Origin of the sequence: Pelagibacterium flavum, from assembly GCF_025854335.1 — a bacterium.
In the GTDB taxonomy this organism is placed as follows: domain Bacteria; phylum Pseudomonadota; class Alphaproteobacteria; order Rhizobiales; family Devosiaceae; genus Pelagibacterium; species Pelagibacterium flavum.
Genome location: NZ_CP107716.1, coordinates 637888 through 658632, shown reverse-complemented (window position 1 = coordinate 658632; position 20745 = coordinate 637888). Strand labels below are relative to the sequence as shown.

Genomic DNA, 20745 nt, shown 5'->3' with positions numbered 1-20745 from the left:
ACCGCATTAATTTGCCGAGTTGCCCATGGCTACCCAATCGGACACAAACTCCCGGGCCGGCCGGTGGCGGCCCTTTGTTTGGACGGGGTTGATCGCCGTTCTGGCCACTCCGCTGATTGCCATGCAGTTTACCAGCGAAGTCGATTGGGATGCGTTCGATTTCGTTTTCGCCGCGCTACTGCTCGGAGCCATCGGCATCGCCTTTGAGATCTCCGCCCGGATGACTTCCAGCCCCCCGGCGAAACTGGCCCTCATGGGTCTGGTGGTCGGCCTGGTCCTGGTTGTCTGGGCCGAGGCCGCCGTCGGAATCTTCTAGACGCCCTGCTCCATCGCCGCCAGTTGCGCCGCCTGATTTTCGGTGATCAGCGCATCGATCACTTCGCCCAGTGCTTCCCCTGTAATGATCTGGGGGAGTTTGTAGAGGGTCAGGTTGATGCGGTGGTCGGTGACACGCCCTTGCGGGAAATTATACGTCCTTATGCGTTCGGAGCGATCCCCCGAACCCACCTGCGATTTGCGGCTCTCGGCGCGTTCGGAGGAAGCCTTCTGCTCCTGCTCGTCAAACAGCCGCGCCCGCAGAACCTTCATGGCGTTGGCCCGGTTCTGGTGCTGGGACTTCTCCGCCGAGGTGACCACGATCCCCGACGGGATATGGGTGATGCGCACCGCCGAATCGGTTGTGTTGACGTGCTGTCCGCCTGCACCTGATGCCCGCATCGTATCGATGCGAATGTCTTCGGGCCGAATTTCGATGTCGATATCCTCAACCTCAGGCAGGACCGCCACGGTCGCTGCCGAGGTGTGAATGCGTCCCGAGGCTTCGGTATCGGGCACCCGCTGCACGCGATGGACGCCCGATTCGTATTTGAGCTTGGCGAACACGCCCGCGCCGGACACGTTGGCGATAATTTCCTTGTAACCGCCCGCATCGCCCTCGGAGGCTTCCATCACCGAAACCTTCCAGCCCTGCGCCTCGGCGTAACGCTGATACATGCGGAACAGATCGCCTGCGAAAAGCGCGGCTTCATCGCCGCCCGTTCCTGCCCGCACCTCGAGAATGGCGCTTTTTTCGTCCGCCGCATCCTTGGGCAGCAACAGGATGCGGATTTCCTGGCTCAGCGCCTCGATCGTGTCCTTGAGCTCGACCACCTCTTCGTAGGCAAGCTCGGCCATCTCCTTGTCGCCCGATTTGGCAAGTTCCTCGGCCCCTGCCAGATCGGCGAGCGCTGCGCGGTATTCGCGCACCTTGGCGACCATGGGAGAAAGCTCGGAATATTCCTTGGAAAGCCGCACATAGGCTTCCGGATCGGGACTGCCCGACATGGCGGCCTCGATGGAATCGAAACGGCGTTCAAGAGCGTCGAGCTTGTCGGTGGGCAGAAAAGCCATGCAAAACAATCCGGTTCGGAAAAGGGCAACCTAAACGGGCAGAGAGTGCCGCTCGGCAAACTCGGCCAGAAACTCGCGGGCCGAGCCCTCGGTTTCACCGTTTTCAAGATAATCGTTCATTTCGGCCTTGAGCGCGCCAACGTCAAGGCCAAGCACCATTTCCTTGATCGGGCCGATCGAGGAGGCACCCATGGACAGCCGCGTCATGCCGATCGAGAGCAGTGCCATGGCCTCGACGGGGCGCCCGGCCAATTCCCCGCACATGGTGACGGGCTTTCCGTATTTCGCCGCCGCATCGACCACCAGCTTGAGCGCCCGCAGGCGCGGGCGGGCAATCGGGTCATAATTGTTGGCAACGCGCGGATTGGCGCGGTCGGCAGCGGTCAGGAACTGGATGAGATCGTTCGATCCGATGGAAACGAAATCGGTTTCGGGCAACAGCCGGTCCAGTTCGAACAGCAGCGAGGGCACCTCGATCATCGAGCCGATCTCGAGCGTTTCGGGTTGGGCAAAGCCCAGCCGGGGCAGCCGCTCGTTCTCGCGCAGGATGAAACGCTTGACCTTCATGTATTCGCGCGCCTCGGTGACCATGGGCACCAGAATGCGCAACGGCCTGCCGCCGGCCGCTTGCAGCAGCGCACGAACCTGGGTTCGAAGCAGGGCCGGCCGGTCGAGCGCCAGCCGAAGGCTGCGCCAGCCCATGGCCGGGTTCTCCTCGGCGGTCGAACGCATATAGGGCACGACCTTGTCGCCCCCGATATCGAGCAGCCGAAAGACGATCGGCTTGTCTCCCATCAGCCGCATGGCTTCGGAATAGAGCTCGACCTGTTCTTTGACCCGCGGCATTTTCGAGGCGATCATGAATTGCAGTTCGGTGCGGAACAGCCCCACCCCTTCGGCACCCGTTTCTTCCAGCATGGCCATATCGGCCAGCAGACCCGAATTGTGCAACAGCGTGATGTGCTGACCGTCGCGGGTAACGGACGGGGTGTCCTTGAGCGCCGCGTAATGGGCCCGGCGCTTGGCCGAGAGCCGCACCTTGTCGATATAGGTTGCCTCGATATCGGGCGTGGGCCGCAGATGCACGGCACCGGTGAACCCATCGACGATGATGTCGTCGCCCGCTTCACCCATCGAAACGATATTTTCGGCCTGCCCAACCGCCACCAGCCCCACCGAGCGGGCGACGATGGCCACATGGGCTGTCGCTGCGCCATCTTCGAGCACCACGGCCCGCAGCTTGGTGCGGTCATATTCGAGCAATTCGGCCGGGCCCATATTGCGCGCCAGCAAAATTGCGTTGTCGGGCAATTCCTTGCCGGCCACCGAGCCATCAGCGGTCAGAATGCGCAATAGGCGATTGGCCAGATCATCGAGATCGTGCAGGCGTTCACGGATGTAAGGATCGGTCTGGCGCAGCATGCGCGCACGGGTGTCATTCTGCACCCGCTCGACGGCGGCTTCTGCCGTCAGACCGGAATCGATCGCTTCTTCGAGCCTGCGCACCCAACCCCGATCGTGGGCGAACATGCGATAGGTTTCGAGGATGTCGCGATGGTCGGACGGAATCTGCATATCGCCCGAATTGAGCAATTCATCGATCGAAACGCGCATGGTCATGAGCGCCGTTTCCAGCCGCGCCTTTTCGGCGTCCGTATCGTCGGCAACGAAATTGGTGACGACGACACGCGGATCATGCAGCACCACCTGACCCAAAGCGATGCCTTCGGAAAACCCGATGCCCTGAAACATGCGCGGACGCCGCAGATCGATGTCGGAGCCCGGTTTGACCAGGGCGTCGAAATCCGCGGTCGAGATCATTTCGGCCAGAATCGTCGCCGTGGTCAGAAGCGCTTCGGTTTCATCCTCGCCATAGACCCGCCGCTCCGAGTTCTGGACGACAAGTACGCCCAGCGTCTGGCCGGCCCTGAGCACCGGCACGCCGAGAAAGGAAAAGAACGGATCTTCACCCGTTTCCGGGCGATAGGCAAAGGAAGGGTGTTCGGGAGCGTTCTGGAGGCTGAGCGGCTCGGCCTCGTTGGCGATCAGGCCGACAAGCCCCTCGCCCAGACGCAGCGTGGTGATGTGGACGGCGTCGCGCTTGAGCCCGTGGGTGGCAAACAATTCCAGCGCACCATCGTCGCGCAGAACATAAAACGAGCACACATCGGCCCGCATGTTCTCGGCAATCAGATCAACGATCTTGTCGAGCCGCTCCTGGCTGGCCAACGGCTCGGCCATGGTTTCGCGCAACTGGCGCAAAAGCACCCGCGGTCCGCCAATCGCTGTCACCATGTCCGCTCGCCCGGCGGGTGCGCCCCGCCTCCTAGAGTGCGGTCAGAAAAAGTTGCAGACTTTTTCGGTTCGACCGCACGACCAAATAAGACCCTGGAGCGTCGGGCCGATTTCAATCGGATCGGATCACGCACCAGAGATTCGCCGCGGCCGAGCTTACCCCTCGGCCTTGTCCAGACCGTAATAGGTATGCAGCGCCCGAACTGCAAGCTCCGCATATTCCTCATCGATCAATACCGAGGTCTTGATTTCCGAGGTCGTGATGAGCTGGATGTTGATTCCCTTGTCCGAAAGTGCCCGGAACATCGAGGCCGCAACGCCCGCATGCGAACGCATTCCGACCCCCACCACGGAAATCTTGGCACCGCCCTTCGAGCCCGAAATCGACTCGTATTCGAGATCGGGCGCGTTGCGCAAAACCTTCATGGCCTTGTCGAATTCACTGTCAGGCACCGTAAAGGTGATGTCGGTGATCTGCCCGTCATCGGAAATGTTCTGCACGATCATGTCGACAACGATCCGTGCATCGGCCAGCGGCCCGAACACCGCAGCGGCAACGCCGGGCTTGTCCTTGACCTTGCGCAGGGTGATCTTGGCTTCGGCCCGCGCAAGGGTCACACCCGAAACGATCTGCTTTTCCATGATCTCATCCTCATCGCACACAAGCGTGCCCGTCATGCCCCATTCGCTGCCCGGCGCATTGCCCGCGTCGGGATCATCAAACGTTGAGCGCACCACAAGCCGCACGCCCTGGGCCATGGCCAATTCCACTGACCGCGTCTGGAGCACCTTTGCCCCCAGCGAGGCCATTTCAAGCATTTCTTCAAAACTGACCCGCTCCAGGCGCTTCGCCTTGGGGGCAATACGCGGATCGGTGGTGTAGACGCCGTCGACGTCGGTATAGATGTCGCACCGGTCCGCTTTGACCGCCGCGGCAACGGCCACCGCCGAGGTGTCCGACCCGCCGCGTCCCAGTGTCGTGACGCGGTTCTTGTCGGAAATACCCTGAAAGCCGGTAACGACCGGCACCCAGCCCGAAGTCATCCGCTCCAAAAGATTGTCCGGATCTATTCCCGTGATGCGGGCCGAGCCGTGCGCATCGTCGGTGTGAATGGGCACCTGCCAGCCGGCATAGGAGCGCGACTGGATGCCCATTTCCGATAAAACGATGGCCATCAGCCCCGCCGTCACCTGTTCGCCCGAGGCAACGACGGCATCATACTCACGCGCATCGTGCATGGGCGCGGCTTCCGCGCACCAGCCGACCAGCTCATTAGTCTTGCCAGACATGGCCGAAACGACGACCGCCACTTCATGGCCGGCCTCGACCTCACGTTTGACGTGCCGGGCCGCCTGCCTTATGCGCTCGACATTGGCGACCGAGGTGCCGCCGAACTTCATAACTATACGCGCCATGACGCCGCCTTCGATGCAAATCTGTGCCGTACCGCACCGTACGGTTGTGGCGCGGTGAGTGCCACAAAGCCGCCGATTTAGCAATATGGCATAGGGGCTGCGGCGATGGATCGCTTGACTTGAGCGCGCCGCGCCGTCACCTCTTGCAGCGAGCCAGGACGAGGTATGCAATGACCACCACCATCAGCCCCGACGAAATCGGCAAATTCCACAAGATGGCCGAGGAATGGTGGGATCCGAACGGCAAGTTCAAACCACTGCACAAGTTCAATCCGGTGCGGCTCGCCTATATCCGCGAAAAGCTCATCGCCCATTTCGGGCTCGATGACAGGGCGATGCGCCCCTTCGCGGGTCTGCGCATCCTCGATATCGGGTGCGGCGGGGGCCTGTTGTGCGAACCCATGGCACGGCTGGGCGCCACGGTGGTCGGTGCCGATGCGGGCGAAAAGAACGTCAAGATCGCCGCGCTCCATGCCGAACAGTCCGGGCTCGAAATCGATTATCGCGCCACGACGTCCGAAGACCTCGCCGCAGCGGGAGAGCAGTTCGACGTCGTGCTCAACATGGAAGTGGTCGAGCACGTTTCCGACGTGCAGCTCTACCTTGAAAGCTGCTGCAAACTGGTCAAGCCCGGCGGCCTGATGTTCGTTGCCACGATCAACCGCACCGCCCGGGCTTACGCCCTTGCCATCGTCGGCGCCGAACGCATTTTGCGCTGGCTGCCCAAGGGCACGCACAGCTACGAAAAGCTTGTCACCCCCGAAGAGATCACCTCGATCACCTCCCGCAACGGCATGGATGTGATCGACAAGACCGGCGTGACCTTCAATCCGCTGAAAAACGAATGGGGCAAGAGCCGCGACATGGCGGTCAACTACATGCTACTTCTGGAAAAGCCCAAAACCAGTGACTAATCGACATTTGCGGGAGCGGCCCCACCGTTGCCGGCCCCACCACGCTTTCGGCCCGGCCTTGAGCCCGGGTCCAGTACACTCGGCGCCGCGATGGAACCGCAAGCTCTGCCGGTTATTGGATTCCGGGTCTCGGTCGGGGATGACGCCGGTGGAATTGGGCAGGCTTTAATTGTGCTCGTCTGGCACATTGGGCAGGGGCATGAACTCGATTCCCTCATCGATCAGCCCAACCACCTCGTCCTTGGTCGCTTCGCCATAGATGCCGCGCGCTTCGGCTTCCTCGTAATGGATCTTGCGCGCTTCCTCGGCAAATTTGTCGCCGACATAATCGGCTTCCGACGTCATTTTCTGGCGCAGGGCGCGCATGGCTTTGAGGAACGCTCCGTGCTCGGGATGGCCGGCCGAAAGCGCGACCTTTTCGCTCGAACGCGAAACGGCAGGCGCCATCAACGCCTTTTCCACCTGTGAAGAATTGCAGATCGGGCAGGCCAGATCCCCGCGCGCCGACTGCTCGTCATAGGCCGCGGCGTTTCTGAACCAGGCATCGAATTTGTGGCCTGCTGCGCAGGCGAGCGTGAACTGGATCACTTTCAATTCCCCGCTTGAGTTTTCAGAGTGCTTCCGGACTGCGGTGCTCCTGCGCGAAAAAAACGCGCATTGGCAAGTGCCGGCACCCTTTGCCGCGCCTCGGCCACCGCGTCAAGGTCCAGCGCGGCAACCACAAGGCCCGGCTCGGCCCCATCGGCCTCTGCAATCACCTTACCCCAGGGCGAAACGATAAGCGAATGGCCATAGGTCGCCCGCCCGTTTTCGTGTCTTCCGCCCTGCGCTGCCGCAAGGACAAAGCACCCGGTTTCAATGGCCCGCGCCCGCAACAGGACGTGCCAATGAGCCTCGCCCGTCGGCACCGTAAAGGCCGAGGGCACCGCGATCACCTGCGCACCCGCCTCGGCCAGCGTCCGATAGAGCGCCGGAAAGCGCAGATCATAGCATATCGAGATGCCAAGCACGAACGGTTCGATATCGGCTGTCACAGCCGTATCTCCGCCCGCATAGGTCGCGCTTTCGCGATAGGCATTGGCGCCGTCAATCTCGGCGTCGAAAAGATGGATCTTGTCATAGCGCGAAACGATCCCGCCCTGAGGATCGAACAGCACCGAGCGGTTGGCAAATCGTCCGTCCTCGAGCGCTATGGCAAGCGAGCCGATATGAAGGAAAACGCCATTGTCCCTCGCGATACCGGCCAGCCGCGCCATGGCCCGATTGCCCTCCCAGGGCTCGGCCGCCGCCTGCAGCCCGGCGCGATCCTTGGCAAAGACCACGCTCATTTCCGGCGTCAGGACATAAACGGCTCCGGCCCGCCGGGCCTCGGCGACCCGTTTTTCGATTTCGGCAAGATTGTCCCCGGCCCCAACCCCCGCGTTCATCTGAACAAGGGCAACGGTCGTGGTTTGACTCACGCGGCACTCTCGAGCAGGGGATCGAGCTTGCCCTGCCGCTCAAGAGCCGCGAGGTCGTCATAGCCACCCACATGGGTCTGCCCGACAAAAATCTGCGGCACCGTGCGCCGTCCGTTGGCGCGCTGGGTCATGCTGGCGCGCAGATCAGGATCGAGCACCGTGATTTCTTCGAACGTGACGCCCTTGTCACCGAGCAGCGCCTTGGCGGCGTGGCAGTAGGGGCATGTGGGGGTCGTATAGATTTCGACCTTGGCCATTTATTCCAAACTCCAATCAATCGTGGCAGTTATACTGTCATATCGGCATCGAACACAACGCGGGCAAAGCTGAGCACATCGACTTGCGATACGCCTGCCCGTTTAAGCGCCCTGGCGGCAGCCGAGGCGGTTGCCCCGGTTGTCAACACATCATCGACAAGCACGACGCGCCGCGCGCCCAACCGCTCCAGCCGCGCCGGATCGACACGAAACGCTCCATCGACATTGCGGGCGCGCTGGGAGGCGTTGAGCCCGACCTGCTGGATGGTGCGCCGATGCCTGACAATAAGGTCGGTATGCAGACCGCATTTTGCAAGGCGGCCGATGGCGCGCGCCAGTTCGGCCGATTGATTGTAACCCCGCTCGCGCTGGCGCGCCCGGTGCAGCGGCACCGGCACCAGCACAGCATCGGGACCCAAAAGCTCATGACCCGCCGAAACCATCATCCGCGCACAGAACAGGGCGATCTCGGGCCGGTCGGAATATTTCATCTTCGAGACCAGCTTCCGGGCCAGATCGGTATAGGCAACGGCGGAACGGGCGCGCTCAAAGGGTGGCGGGTTGGCAATGGCCTGAACCGATAGCGCGCCTTCGCCCATGTCGGACGCAAACGGCAGTCCCAGAACCGGGCAAAACGGCCGCGAAATGGGGATAAGCTGGCGCCAGCAAGACGGACACAGCCCATCCGGTGTCAAAACCGCCTCGTTGCAGGCCAGGCACACCGGCGGAAAAGCCAGGTCCAGCGCCCGCGCACCGGCCGCAGCAACAATTGCGCGCAACCGCAACGCAAAGGGTCTGCCCCGATTTTCGATTGCCCCAACCATGATCCGATCATTGCACGGCGGACATTCCTGCGCCATATGGTCGGGACCATGACCCAGCCCCCTCTCGTTTTCGACCGCTCACGCCTTTCCGCCAATTTCGCCAAGCGCGAAGGGCAATCCGATTTCGTAACCGATCTGGTGGTGGCCGATCTTGCCGATCGGCTCGCGCCGATCTCACGGGAGTTTCCAAAGGCGCTGATCATGGGCCCCGACCCACGGCTTTTGCCCGATACCGCGCAGTCGGCCACTGGCCCGATTCGCTTCGAAAAGATTTCGTCCCTGCTCGAGATCGATGGCCTTGCTCTGGCCGATCCCGAACATCTCAGCCTGCCTTCCCGCGATTATGACCTGATCGTCTCGCTTCTCGACCTGCAGACCGTCAACGACGTTCCGGGCTTTCTCGACAATCTCCGCCGCCACATCGCCCCTGATGGGCTGCTGATCGCCGCGGCCGTTGGAGGGCGCACACTCACCGAATTGCGCGACGCGTTCCTGGCCGCCGATGTGGAAATCCTTGGCGGTGTTTCCCCCCGAGTGGCGCCGATGATCGACGTGCGCGATGCCGGCAGCCTGCTCCAGCGGGCCGGCTTTGCCCTACCCGTCACCGATCTGGAAACCCATACCGTGCGCTATCGCACCCCGCTTGCCCTGTTCGACGAATTGCGGGCATTAGGCGTCACCAACCCCCTGGCCGGTCGCGACACGCGCATGCTGACCCCGCGCCACCTGATGCGCGCCACCGAAATCTACGCCGAGCGCTTTTCCGATCCCGATGGCAGGGTTCGCGCCAGTCTGGAAATCCTCTGGCTCTCGGGCTGGGTGCCCCATGAAAGCCAGCAGAAACCTTTGCGGCCCGGCTCTGCCCAGACCAGCCTGCGCGACGTGCTCAAGGACAAGTCGCAGACCTGAACGTCATAGCGGCCAGAACACCATGATGGCGGGCACACCGACCACAACGATGATCACCTCGAGCGGCAGTCCCATGCGCCAATAGTCGCCAAACCGGTACCCCCCCGGCCCCATGATCAACGCATTGTTGTTGTGCCCTATCGGGGTAAGAAAGGCGCAGCTCGCCCCGATGGCCACCGCCATCAGGAACGCATCGGGATTGACCCCGAGCAACTGGGCCAGCTCGAACGCCACGGGGCCAAAGATCACCGCCGTCGCCGCATTGTTGAGAACGTCCGAAAGCGTCATTGTGAACACCAGCACCACCGCAAGGGCCACCCAGGCGGGGACATACTGGCCCAATGTCGCCAGCCCCTCGGCCATGAGCTGGGTGCCCCCCGAGGTTTCCAGCGCCATGCCGACCGGCAGGAGCGAGCCGAGCAGGACCACCACCGGCCATTCGATCGACTCGTAGATCTCGCGCACCGGCAGGATGTCGAAAAGCACGTAAAGCACGGACACTGCGGCCAGCGCCACGGTGAGCGGGACGATGCCGAACGCGCCAACGCCCACGGCAGCTCCAAACAGCCCGATCGCCGCCAGCGCTTTTTCATGCCGCGTCACCGCAACGCTCGAAGCGATGGGCAGGCAGTCCATGCGGGTGATAACGTCGTCGACCGCGTCCTGATGACCGAGCAGCAAAAGCACGTCGCCGACTTCGAGCGGCGTGCGCCGCACGCGCTCGGTGATGGCCCGGCCGCGCCGCGACAGCCCCAGCATGACCACGCCATTGCGCTGCATGACGCGCACATCATTGGCGATCCGGCCCTCCACACGGCTGTCGGTGGTCACCACCGCCTCAACCATTTTCAGATCAGACGACAATTGCGCACTTTCACCCGAACGGCCCTGCAGATCGACCTGCAAGGCACCGGCCAGGGCCGAAATCGCCTCGGCGCTGCCGTGAACGACGAGCAGATCGCCCTTGCCGATCTTTTCCCAACGCGCCCGGCCCGGCAGCCGCTTGTTGCGGCGCACCAGCCCCACGATGGCGCAATCATGTTCTTCGGCCGCGCCGTCCAGATCACGCACCCGCTGGCCTTTGGCCTTGGATTTCTCGGTAACCACAAGTTCGGTGGTATAACTGGCTGCGGCGCGCAATTCGGCGCTGGCCCCCTTGTCGCGCACCGGTATCAGCCGCCAACCCACCAGCCCGACAAAAGCAACGCCTGCCAGCGCACACACAAGCCCTACCGGTGTAAAATCGAACATCGTGAAACTGTCGCCCACCGCGCGCTCGCGATAGGCCGCGATGATGATGTTGGGGGGTGTGCCGATCATGGTCAGCATGCCGCCAAGGATGGTGGCGAAGGCCAAAGGCATCAGTGACGAGGCGGGAGAGCGGCCGGCCTTTTGCGCGGCCTGCACATCGACGGGCATCAATATGGCCAGCGCGGCGACATTGTTCATGAAGCCCGAAAACACCGCCCCGATGCCGCCCATGATCGAGATATGGAGCGGCAGTGAGCGATCCCGGCTCACCGCATGCCGGGTGATAAGATCAACGGCGCCCGAACGCGACAGGCCCGCCGTGACCACAAGCACCAGGGCTATGATGATCGTCGCGTCGTTGCCGAAGCCGGAAAACGCTGTCTGAGCCGGCACCACGCCCAGAACCACCCCCACGATAAGAGCGGCAAAGGCAACAAGGTCATACCGCCACCTGCCCCACAAAAGCCCCACGAGCACCAACCCCAGAAGGACGAAAAGCACGATCTGTTCGTAGGTCAACTCAATCCCCCGCAAGGCGCGAACACAAATGCAGGCCCACCCTAAAGGGTTCCGCCTCCATGCGCGACCGCAACGAAAAATCCCCGAAGCAGAGCTCCGGGGATTTTCGCGAATTTACTGTCGATCCAGGCTAGAACGCCCCGTGACAATGTTTGAATTTCTTGCCCGATCCGCACGGGCACGGATCGTTGCGCCGGGTACGGGCCATCACTTCTGGGCTCAATTGGCCCTTGGGTCCATCATCGTCGCGCACTTCGTTCTCGCCGGTCACCGGATCGATATGGGTTTCACGAAGCTGGGCAGGCGCCTGCGGTTCGGGTGGCTTGATCTCGAAATGGCTCATCTGGGTGGTGACCAGTTCGCGCAGATTGGTCAAAAGCAGCGAGAACAGCTCGAACGCTTCCTGCTTGTACTCGTTGAGCGGATCGCGCTGGGCCAGCCCGCGCCAGCCGACCACTTTCGAGAGGTGATCGAGCGTCACCAGATGCTCGCGCCACAGCCCGTCGATCGACTGCAGAATGAAGCTCTTTTCGATCTGGCGCATCGTCTCGGGCCCGATGCGCGCCGCTTTGGCCGCGGCATAATCGTCAGCCATCTTTATGATGCGCTCGCGCAGCACTTCCACATCCACGCCCTCCTCGTCGGCCCACTGGGCCAGCGGAGGCTCGATGCCGAGATAGGTCTTGCATGCCGCGCCAAGCTGCTCGGTGTTCCACTGTTCGGGATAGGAGCGCTCGGGCGCCGATTTGGCGATGATGGAATCCACCACGTCGTGGCGCATGTCGGCGATGGTTTCGGCGACGTTTTCGGCATCCATCAATTCGATACGCTGCTCGAAGATCACCTTGCGCTGATCATTCATCACGTCGTCATATTTGAGGATGTTCTTGCGGATATCGAAATTGTGCCCTTCGACGCGGGTCTGGGCGCGCTCGATGGCCTTGGTGACCATGGCGTCCGAAATTGACTCGCCATCCTTAAGACCCAGCGAGGTCAGAACCTTTTCCATGCGTTCGGGGAAGAACCGGCGCATCAGATCGTCCTGCAGCGAGACGAAGAATTTCGACCGTCCCGGATCGCCCTGACGGCCCGAACGGCCGCGCAACTGGTTGTCGATACGGCGGCTTTCGTGGCGCTCGGTGCCGATCACCATCAGCCCGCCCGCAGCCAGCGCTTCCTTCTTTTTCTGGGCGATATCGGCCTTGATCTCGGCGGTCTTTTTCTCCAGCGCTTCGCCTTCGAGGCCCTCGGCCTCATTGGCAAGCCTCATTTCAAGATTGCCGCCGAGCTGAATGTCGGTGCCGCGACCGGCCATGTTGGTGGCAATCGTGATCGCCCCCGGCACGCCGGCCGCCGCGATGATCTGGGCTTCCTGCTCGTGATGACGGGCATTGAGTACGGCGATGTCCTTGACGCCCTTCTTTTTGAGGAAGTCGGCAAGCATTTCCGAGCGTTCGATCGATGTCGTGCCCACCAGGACCGGCTGGTTGCGCGAGCGGCACGCGATCACTTCGTCGGTAATGGCCTGGAATTTTTCCTCGACCGAGCGGTAGATCTCGTCGTTCTCGTCAATACGGGCGATCGGCACGTTTGTGGGCACGGTCACCACGTCCAGCCCGTAAATATCGGCAAATTCGGATGCTTCGGTGTCCGCCGTACCAGTCATGCCGGCCAGCTTTGTGTAGAGCCGGAAATAGTTCTGGAAGGTGATCGAGGCCAGGGTCTGGTTTTCCGGCTGGATCTTGGTGCCTTCCTTGGCTTCGAGCGCCTGGTGCAGGCCTTCGGAAAACCGCCGGCCCGGCATCATGCGGCCGGTAAACTCGTCGATGATCACAACGCTGTCGTCGCGGACGATATAGTCCTTGTCGCGGTTGAAGATCTTGTGCGCCTTGAGCGCCGAATTGAGGTGGTGGACGATCGAGACGTTGTCGATGTCATAGAGCGAACCGGATTTGATCAGCCCGTCGCGCGTAAGGATTTCCTCGAGCTTTTCGATACCCTCATCGGTAAAGCTCGCCGCGCGGTGCTTTTCATCGATGGTGTAGTCTTCCTCGACCAGCAGCGGAATGTACTTGTCGATGGTCTTGTAGAGCTCGGACCGGTCCTGGGACGGCCCCGAAATGATCAGCGGCGTCCGCGCCTCGTCGATCAGGATCGAATCCACCTCGTCGACGATCGCGTAATTGTGTCCGCGCTGCACCATCTGGGCGCGCGAATATTTCATGTTGTCGCGCAGATAATCGAAACCGAACTCGTTGTTGGTCCCGTAAGTGATGTCGGCATCGTAGGCCGCCTTGCGCTCGGTATCGTTGAGACCGTGGACGATCACACCGGTGGTCAGCCCCAGAAAGCTGTAAAGCCGGCCCATCCACTCGCTGTCGCGGCGGGCCAGATAATCGTTGACGGTAACGATGTGTACGCCCTTGTCTTCAAGCGCGTTGAGATAGGCAGAAAGCGTCGCCACCAGCGTCTTGCCTTCGCCGGTGCGCATTTCGGTGATGGCCCGCTCGTTGAGCACCATGCCGCCGATCAGCTGCACGTCGAAGTGCCGCATGCCCAGCGCGCGCTTGGAGCCTTCGCGTACGGTGGCAAAGGCGGGAACCAGCACATCGGTCAGCTTGGCGCCGTCGCGCAATTGCTGCCGGAACTCTTCGGTCTTGGCTCTCAGCTGCTCGTCGGTGAGCTTTTCGAATTCGGGCTCGAGTGCGTTTATGGCATCAACATTGGATTGATAGCGTTTGACGCGCCGATCGTTGGCCGAGCCGAAAAACTTCCGGGCGAGCGCTGCTAGAGCCATGAAGAATTGTCCTTAGAACCTTGTTGGATGCACCCCTAACCGGCGGTTGCGACGTCCCGGAATTGCCTTGCACAAATGGAAGGGCGGCAGGCCGGGGCGCTGCCGAAAGGAGCGCGGAAAACTTCGGCAGGAGATGTAAGAGTGCCACCATGGGTTGTCAACGTTGGCAAAATCGGACAAACCACCGCCAAAGTCCGGGGTTAAACGCATATCCGGACCTTTGGTTCGGACAATGGGGGGTCCGGGCTTCGGAAAAACAAGGAGAGTTCTCATCATGTCATCCGATTTCGCCGCTCCGGTGGCCGGCCTTTTTCGGGCCGTATTCATCCCGGCGGTTCTTGCCGTCTCGCTGAGCGCCGCTCCGGCCTGGGCTCAGGACGATGCTCCGGCCCCCGCCCCCGAAGCGACCGAGCAGGCCGCGCCAGCCGCCCCCGCTGAACCGGTATCACCCGATACGGTCCTGGCCACTGTCGGCGGCGAAGAGATTACCGAAGGCGATCTGGTTCTGGCGGCCGAAGAGCTCACCCAGGAACTCCAGTCCATTCCCGCCGACCAGCGGCGCGGTTTTCTTTTGACCGTCATCATCGACATGAAGCTGATGGCCAGCGCCGCCCGCGAAGACGGCCTTGACGAAACCGACGATTTTACACGCCGCCTGGCCTACCTCGAAGATCAGGCCCTGCGCCGCGCCTTTTTCAACTCGATCGTTGAAACCCAGGTGACAGAGGAGGCCATCCAGGCCGCCTATGACGAGACGGTTGCCGAGTTCTCCCCCGAGCCCGAAGTCCGCGCTCGCCACATCCTGGTGCCGACCGAGGAAGAAGCCAACGAAATCCGTGCCGAAATCGAGGCCGGCCGTGACTTTGCCGATGCCGCCAGCGAATACGGCACCGACGGCACCCGCGCCAATGGCGGCGATCTTGGTTATTTCTCGACCGGAATGATGGTCCCCGAGTTCGAGCAGGCCGCCATGGCACTCGAAATCGGCGAGATGTCCCAGCCTGTCGAAAGCCAGTTCGGCTTCCACCTGATCTATCTCGAAGACCGCCGCCTGTCCGAAGCACCCCCGCTCGAGGAAGTTCGCCAGCAGGTCGCGCAGCAGGTTCTCTATGAGAGCTATGAAGCGGCCATCAATGAAATCAAATCCGGCGTCGAAATCGAGATCGACGATCCCGATCTCGCCGCGCAGGTCGAAGCGCAGGGCGGCATCTAAGCCTTCCCGAAAACCTGGCTATCCATCGAACCCCGGCCTAGGCGCCGGGGTTCTTTTTTGTCGCCGCCCCGATAATCGCCACGACCGCCTCGATATCGTCCTGCGATCCGTCGAGCCGCCCTGTTAAAAGCCGGTGCCAGGCAAAGCCGGCAATCAGTTCAACGATTATGGCGCTGTTGCTATCGGGATCGATTTCGCCACGCGCCTTTGCCCTGTCCACCAGTTGCTCGGCGAATTTGCGCCGCCCGCGCTCATAGGCAAACAGCGCTTCGGCCGCCGCGGGGTCGCTCTGGGCCTCGGCGATGATCGAGCGGAACACGGTACCGCAAAGCCCGCCATGCCAGAACCCGATAAGCTGATTGTTGAGGAACCCCCGCAGATCATCCTCGAAATTGCCCGTATCGGGAAACTGCCGCAGATTCTTGAACCCGTGATAGACGTCGAGCAGCAGGGCCGCCTTGGACGGCCACCAGCGATAGATCGTTGGCTTGCCGGCCCGGGCCCGCCGCGCCACCGCCTCGATGGAAAACCCCGAAAGCCCCTCTTCGCGCAGTATCGCTTCGGCAGCGTCGAGAATGGCCTGCTGGCTGGCCGGATTGCGTTTGGCTCCGATGGAGCCGCGCCTGACCGCGACCGATCCGTGTTCCTTTGTCATCGTCTCGTCTTCCTTCCCTCGACCCGGCTTCGCGCTCTGCGCCCCTGGCCTCCCCGGTATTCAAATGCCCTGCTCTGCCGGACGAAACCGAAAAGACGGCAAGGCGGCCCCTGGCCATCGGGCCGCCCGGTTCTCAGATGCCACGCCCGATGCCGACTCTTCGGCCTCACCCCAAATCGGGCCAGCGCGAGATATAGGCAAAAATACCGAAAATATCCACTTGAACGAAACGGCCCGTTTCGGTATATAACGGAACGTTCCGTTTCGAAAGGCATTCTATATGTCCCGTACTTCTTCCGCCGTTCATTCGCCCTCCGCATCCGCCACCGGCCAGACGCCGTCCGGCGCTTCGTTCCGCCCCGACAGGTTGCGGCAGTTTCTGGTGACCCTTCTCGGGGTCTATCCGATCATCACGCTCATTCTCTACCTCGTCCTGCCGCTCACCAGCGGCTGGCAGATCTGGCAGACCACCCTGATCGTCGCTCCGGTCATGGTCGCCATAATGGTGTTCTGGATGATCCCCGCGATCCAGAAATATTTCGGCCGCTTCATCATGCGCCCGGCGCACCGGTAAGACCGCGTCCAAGAGATCGATAGACCTGTGCCGGGAGATATGGTCCCGCCGCCCGGCGGCACTATCGTAACGCTCAGTAATCGAATGCGAACCAGCAGACATGATTGCGCAGCCGCTGATCATCGAGCACCAGTTCCTTTATGGCGCCAGGAAGCTGCGCGCGCTGCCAGTGGCATTCCACCCGTCCGGCCTCTTCGCGCCCTGGCCCCTCATGAACAGCCCGGACAGCCCGGATCGCATAGGCGGCTGCGCCCAGTTCATGCGCCGCCACATGCGCAACCGCCACGGCCTGCGCCGCAGCATAGGCTGCAAATTTTGCGGCGCCCGTTACCTCTTTTGCCGCACCCCTGGCGTTGGAGGCCCTTAGCGCTTCGCGCATGGTCACTTCACCACGCACCCATGCTCGGTTTTGTTCAAGCGCATGGCGCACCCGATCATCATCCGGCGCCGCGGCTTCAAAAATATGGAGAACATGGGCAGCGCATGTCCCGGCCCACTCTGCGAGCGGGCGATGGTCGCCATCGCTCAACGTGCCTCCGCGACGAACGGTGATCAATCGAGGGTCTCGAGGTTCGGTGAAAATCATGTTGGCCACACAGCTCCAAACATCGGCGGCGTAAATAGCGCTATAGTGAACAAACGCGATTCCCAAGCCCACCATCTTCAATGCCATTCTCCACGATCTCCGACCAGATCACCATCGCCGCCCCGGCCACCGCAATCTGGGCCGCCCTCATTGACCGCGAGCAAAGCCGAATCTGGGCCGGCGCTGATTTCACAACCGACTGGCAACCCGGCTCCCCGCTGGCCATCAAACCATTGATCATCGGGAAAAAGGGAGCCGACAAAGGCGAAGTACTCGAAGTCCTCGCCCCCGCGCTCCTGTCCTATCGCGTCCTGCCTCGCGTCTCGGGCTTGCCGGACCTGCCCGATAACTATTCGCACGTCACCATCAGCCTCGCCGAACTGAACGGCCAGACACGCGCTGGAATTAGCCATGCGGTGCCCGCCTCTCCGGTCCGTAAGGGTAAGGGATTCGAGATCGGCCCGGAGTCCGGCCACAACCACGTCGCGTTTTACTGGCGCAGCACCTTGCCGCTGCTGCGCGACCTCGTCGAAAACCGCGATACGATTGCGCTGCGCATCGCACGGCAAGCCGCCCGCTGAGCTATTGCGCCTCTTGCCATGGCATGCCGCTTGAGGCACACGGAAGAACCGCCAACGCGTACCCCTTCAAGGTCTTTTCTCCATGGCCCTGCCCATCTCGCCCCTCGCCCCTAAAACCTATGCCGCTCCGCCCGCCATTGCAGGTGTGCGCTTTGCAACAGCCGAGGCTGGCATTCGCTACAGTGGCCGCACCGACGTACTTCTGGCCGTCTTCGATCCGGGCACCGTGGTTGCAGGCGTCCTCACGCGCTCATTGTGCCCTTCGGCGGCGATTGACTGGTGCCGGCAGAACCTTGGCGGCGGCACGGCCCGTGCCCTCGTCGTCAATTCAGGCAACGCCAACGCCTTTACCGGCCTCAAAGGCATCGAATCGGTCAAGCTGACCGCCGACATCGCCGCAAAGGCGGTGGGATGCGAGCCTTCGGAAATCTTTCTCGCCTCGACCGGCGTCATTGGCGAACCGCTCGATGCCTCCAAATTCGATGGCGTGCTGCAAACCCTGACCGGCCAGTTGACCGCCGAACCCTGGATGGAGCCGGCCAGGGCGATCATGACCACCGACACCTTCCCAAAGCTCGCCGAAGCGACGCTGGACATCGACGGGACGATGATTTCCATCGCCGGCATCGCCAAGGGCTCGGGCATGATCGCGCCCGACATGGCGACAATGCTCAGCTTCGTCTTCACCGACGCGCCGATCGCCGCTGACGTCTTGCAAACATTGGTCGCCAAACACAACAAGACCAGTTTCAACGCCATCACCGTCGATAGCGACACCTCGACGTCGGACACGCTCCTGGCCTTCGCCACGGGCAAGGCTTGCATTGATCCCATAGCCTCCCTCGACGATCCACGCGCGCAAGCGTTCGGTGAAGCGCTCAATGACGTGCTGTTCGAACTCGCCATGCAGGTGGTGCGCGACGGCGAGGGGGCGACCAAGTTCGTCGCCGTCAACGTCACCGGCGCCACGACCGATGACAGCGCCGCAAAGATCGCCCGCGCCATTGCCGACAGCCCCCTCGTCAAAACCGCGATTGCCGGCGAGGACGCCAATTGGGGACGCATTGTCATGGCAGTGGGCAAGGCCGGCCAACCGGCCGACCGCGACAAGCTCACGATTGCCTTCGGCGAGCACGTCCTTGCCCGCAACGGAGAACGCGCGCCCGATTACTCCGAGGAGGCCGCAACCGGTTATATGAAAGGCGAAGAGCTTTCGATCAGCGTCGATATCGGGCTCGGCGAGGGCAGTGCCACTGTCTATACATGCGATCTGACCCACGGCTATATCGATATCAACGGCAGCTATCGGAGTTAGGAGCGTTGTCAGCAAAAATGGGAACCGGTTTTGCGGTTCGACAACGCAACAAAAGAGAAGTGTGATTCTTTGCTCTCTGTCGAAGAAATAGAAGCTGTTTCGCTCGCTACCTGGCCCGCACTCGAAACCGTTGAGGACGGGAAATGGCGGGCCCGCTTTGCCGCGGGGTTTTCGGGCCGCTCCAACGCCATATGGTCGCTGGATCCTGCCGACGACACCAATGCGGCCCGGCGTATCGATGCCCTTTCGGCCCGCTATTCCGAAAACGATCTGCCCACGATTTTCAGGGTGACCCCGCTGACCGGCGAGGGCATTCTCGATACCCTCGATCAAGCAGGCTGGGAGCATTTCAAGTCGAGCCTGGTTCTTTCTCTGCCGCTCGCCCAGACCGATGGCTTCGATGGCGCCGCCAGCCTTTACGATGCGACCGACCCCCGCTTTCTCGCGGCGCAGACGGCCCTTCAGGGCTTCGATACCAAACAGCAGCAAACCTTCGCGGCCATCCTCGGTGCGCTCAAACGCCCCGCCTGCGGCATCGTCATCGCCGATAACGATGGGGCGCCCGGAGCGTCGCTCCTGTGCGTGGAAAGCGATGGCATCGTGATGGTCTATGACGTCATCACTTCCGGCAAGCTGCGCGGTCAGGGCTTCGGCCGCCGCATGATGGCCAGCGCGCTGAGCTGGGGCGCCGAAAACGGCGCCAGCCATGCCGCGCTCCAGGTTCAGGGCGATAACGCCCCGGCCATCGCGCTCTATCTCGCCATGGGGTTCACCTTCCGCTACCCCTACCACTACCGCCGCAAGCCCGAGGCCAATGCGCAATGAAAATCACCCTCGTCGTTGCCTGCGCCCTTGTCGATGCCGACCGGCGCGTGCTGATCGCCCAGCGGCCTCAAGGCAAGCAACTGGCCGGCCTGTGGGAATTTCCCGGCGGCAAGCTCGAAGCCGGCGAAACCCCTGAAGCGGCGCTGATCCGCGAACTGTCTGAAGAGCTGGAAATCGAGACGAAGGAAGCGTGCCTCGCCCCTTTGACATTCGCAAGCCACACCTATGACGACTGGCACCTGATGATGCCGCTTTATGTGTGCCGGAAATGGCAGGGCACGCCCGTCGCCAAAGAGCATTCCGCGCTCAAATGGGTGCGCCCGCAAAAGCTGCATGACTACCCCATGCCTCCCGCCGACATTCCACTGATCGCCCCGCTCTGCGATCTACTCTGAGCTTCGTCCCAACACCGCCTTTGTGAGCAGATCGAGCTGTTCCTGCTGTTTCTCGACGAGCGCGCGCAACTCATGCTCGCGCATCTGGTCGAGCTTGTCGTGCAACGCCATGATTTCCACCTCGGCCTTGAGATTGACCTCGTAATCATGGGCGGCGGCCAGCCGGTCCTTTTCGGCCTGGCGGTTCTGGCTCATCATGATGATCGGCGCTTGCAGGGCCGCGATCATCGACAACATCAGATTGAGAAAGATGAAGGGGTAGGGGTCGAATGCCCCCATGGCCAGTGCGACATTGGCGGAAACCCAGATAGCCAGAAAGGCAAGAAACGACAGGATGAACGCCCACGAGCCGCCGAAACTGGCGATCCGATCGGACATCCGGTCCCCGAACCCGGTCTTTTCGAGATAGGCCGCCTCGGTATCGCGCGCCAGCGTGCGCCGGGAAGCTGCCTTTTTGAGCACGGTCTCTTCAACGCTGGAGAGATCTTCGGGCGCCTTGCCGAAATACCGATCCGCCCCGTGCGCCAGCTTGCGTTCGATATCCTCACTTGCGCTCATCGTATCCTCTCC

21 protein-coding genes are annotated in these 20745 nt (G+C 61.9%); 9 read left to right on the top strand and 12 right to left on the bottom strand.

From position 1 onward, the window contains the following. Positions 1-25 precede the first annotated feature (25 nt). The gene (locus OF122_RS03380) at positions 26-316 is read left to right on the top strand and encodes a hypothetical protein (protein ID WP_264226440.1); all 291 of its coding nucleotides are present in this window, start codon (positions 26-28) and stop codon (positions 314-316) included. Here OF122_RS03380 and prfA read toward each other — a convergent pair. From prfA to OF122_RS03365, 3 genes are all read right to left on the bottom strand, one after another. After that, on the bottom strand, positions 313-1389 hold the full coding sequence (gene prfA, locus OF122_RS03375; protein WP_264226439.1) for a peptide chain release factor 1: 1077 nt from the start codon (positions 1387-1389) through the stop codon (positions 313-315). The two genes, OF122_RS03380 and prfA, sit on opposite strands and share 4 nt — an antisense overlap. A 30-nt stretch (positions 1390-1419) precedes the next feature. Then, positions 1420-3684, bottom strand: coding sequence for a phosphoenolpyruvate--protein phosphotransferase (gene ptsP / locus OF122_RS03370; RefSeq protein WP_264226438.1), 2265 nt, complete (start codon positions 3682-3684; stop codon positions 1420-1422). 156 nt (positions 3685-3840) lie between these two features. Then, positions 3841-5100: an aspartate kinase gene (locus OF122_RS03365; RefSeq protein WP_264226437.1), complete on the bottom strand. Its 1260-nt coding sequence runs from the start codon at positions 5098-5100 to the stop codon at positions 3841-3843. Between the two features lie 170 nt (positions 5101-5270). Between OF122_RS03365 and ubiG the strand changes: the two genes are divergently transcribed. Then, the gene (ubiG, locus tag OF122_RS03360; RefSeq protein WP_264226436.1) at positions 5271-6014 is read left to right on the top strand and encodes a bifunctional 2-polyprenyl-6-hydroxyphenol methylase/3-demethylubiquinol 3-O-methyltransferase UbiG; all 744 of its coding nucleotides are present in this window, start codon (positions 5271-5273) and stop codon (positions 6012-6014) included. Positions 6015-6179: 165 nt separating this feature from the next. Here ubiG and OF122_RS03355 read toward each other — a convergent pair whose 3' ends face one another. Genes OF122_RS03355 through OF122_RS03340 form a run of 4 tightly spaced genes read right to left on the bottom strand, consistent with a single transcriptional unit; the run spans position 6180 to position 8555 of the window. Beyond that, entirely contained in the window at positions 6180-6602 is a 423-nt protein-coding gene (locus OF122_RS03355; RefSeq protein ID WP_264226435.1) for a DUF1178 family protein, read from the bottom strand. A gap of 2 nt (positions 6603-6604) precedes the next feature. Then, positions 6605-7474 (bottom strand): carbon-nitrogen hydrolase family protein, encoded by an 870-nt coding sequence (locus OF122_RS03350; protein ID WP_264226434.1) that lies wholly within the window; start codon positions 7472-7474, stop codon positions 6605-6607. Then, entirely contained in the window at positions 7471-7731 is a 261-nt protein-coding gene (gene grxC, locus OF122_RS03345) for a glutaredoxin 3 (RefSeq protein WP_264226433.1), read from the bottom strand. The genes OF122_RS03350 and grxC overlap by 4 nt, the downstream gene beginning before the upstream one ends. Positions 7732-7760: 29 nt before the next feature. After that, the gene (locus OF122_RS03340; protein ID WP_264226432.1) at positions 7761-8555 is read right to left on the bottom strand and encodes a ComF family protein; all 795 of its coding nucleotides are present in this window, start codon (positions 8553-8555) and stop codon (positions 7761-7763) included. A gap of 48 nt (positions 8556-8603) precedes the next feature. Here OF122_RS03340 and OF122_RS03335 point away from each other — a divergent pair, with 48 nt between their 5' ends. Then, a complete protein-coding gene (locus OF122_RS03335; RefSeq protein ID WP_264226431.1) occupies positions 8604-9464 on the top strand; it encodes a class I SAM-dependent methyltransferase in 861 nt (286 codons plus the stop codon). Positions 9465-9467: 3 nt separating this feature from the next. On the opposite strand, the gene OF122_RS03330 is transcribed toward OF122_RS03335, so the two are convergent. After that, entirely contained in the window at positions 9468-11234 is a 1767-nt protein-coding gene (locus OF122_RS03330; RefSeq protein ID WP_264226430.1) for an SLC13 family permease, read from the bottom strand. A gap of 130 nt (positions 11235-11364) precedes the next feature. Continuing rightward, on the bottom strand, positions 11365-14031 hold the full coding sequence (gene secA, locus OF122_RS03325) for a preprotein translocase subunit SecA (RefSeq protein WP_264226429.1): 2667 nt from the start codon (positions 14029-14031) through the stop codon (positions 11365-11367). A gap of 274 nt (positions 14032-14305) precedes the next feature. On the opposite strand from secA, the gene OF122_RS03320 reads away from it, so the two are divergent. After that, positions 14306-15244, top strand: coding sequence for a peptidylprolyl isomerase (locus OF122_RS03320; protein WP_264226428.1), 939 nt, complete (start codon positions 14306-14308; stop codon positions 15242-15244). A gap of 37 nt (positions 15245-15281) precedes the next feature. On the opposite strand, the gene OF122_RS03315 is transcribed toward OF122_RS03320, so the two are convergent. Continuing rightward, positions 15282-15899, bottom strand: coding sequence for a TetR/AcrR family transcriptional regulator (locus tag OF122_RS03315; protein WP_264226427.1), 618 nt, complete (start codon positions 15897-15899; stop codon positions 15282-15284). A gap of 280 nt (positions 15900-16179) precedes the next feature. Here OF122_RS03315 and OF122_RS03310 point away from each other — a divergent pair, with 280 nt between their 5' ends. Continuing rightward, positions 16180-16473, top strand: coding sequence for a hypothetical protein (locus OF122_RS03310; protein WP_264226426.1), 294 nt, complete (start codon positions 16180-16182; stop codon positions 16471-16473). Positions 16474-16546: 73 nt separating this feature from the next. Here the strand turns inward: OF122_RS03310 and OF122_RS03305 are convergent, their stop codons facing one another. After that, the gene (locus OF122_RS03305; RefSeq protein WP_264226425.1) at positions 16547-17146 is read right to left on the bottom strand and encodes a putative immunity protein; all 600 of its coding nucleotides are present in this window, start codon (positions 17144-17146) and stop codon (positions 16547-16549) included. Between OF122_RS03305 and OF122_RS03300 the strand changes: the two genes are divergently transcribed. The 4 genes from OF122_RS03300 to OF122_RS03285 all read left to right on the top strand — a co-directional run bounded on the left by OF122_RS03300 (position 17140) and on the right by OF122_RS03285 (position 20175). Further along, positions 17140-17640: an SRPBCC domain-containing protein gene (locus tag OF122_RS03300; RefSeq protein ID WP_264226424.1), complete on the top strand. Its 501-nt coding sequence runs from the start codon at positions 17140-17142 to the stop codon at positions 17638-17640. The two genes, OF122_RS03305 and OF122_RS03300, sit on opposite strands and share 7 nt — an antisense overlap. An 82-nt stretch (positions 17641-17722) precedes the next feature. Continuing rightward, a complete protein-coding gene (gene argJ / locus OF122_RS03295; protein WP_264226423.1) occupies positions 17723-18955 on the top strand; it encodes a bifunctional glutamate N-acetyltransferase/amino-acid acetyltransferase ArgJ in 1233 nt (410 codons plus the stop codon). 69 nt (positions 18956-19024) lie between these two features. Next, positions 19025-19780 carry a GNAT family N-acetyltransferase gene (locus OF122_RS03290; RefSeq protein WP_264226422.1) on the top strand — a complete coding sequence of 252 codons (756 nt, stop codon included), beginning with the start codon at positions 19025-19027 and terminating at the stop codon, positions 19778-19780. Next, positions 19777-20175 (top strand): (deoxy)nucleoside triphosphate pyrophosphohydrolase, encoded by a 399-nt coding sequence (locus OF122_RS03285; protein ID WP_264226421.1) that lies wholly within the window; start codon positions 19777-19779, stop codon positions 20173-20175. Before OF122_RS03290 ends, OF122_RS03285 begins: the two co-directional genes overlap by 4 nt. Here OF122_RS03285 and OF122_RS03280 read toward each other — a convergent pair. After that, complete coding sequence (locus OF122_RS03280) at positions 20167-20733, bottom strand: DUF1003 domain-containing protein (RefSeq protein ID WP_264226420.1); 567 nt, start codon at positions 20731-20733, stop codon at positions 20167-20169. The genes OF122_RS03285 and OF122_RS03280 overlap by 9 nt on opposite strands. Positions 20734-20745 lie beyond the last annotated feature (12 nt).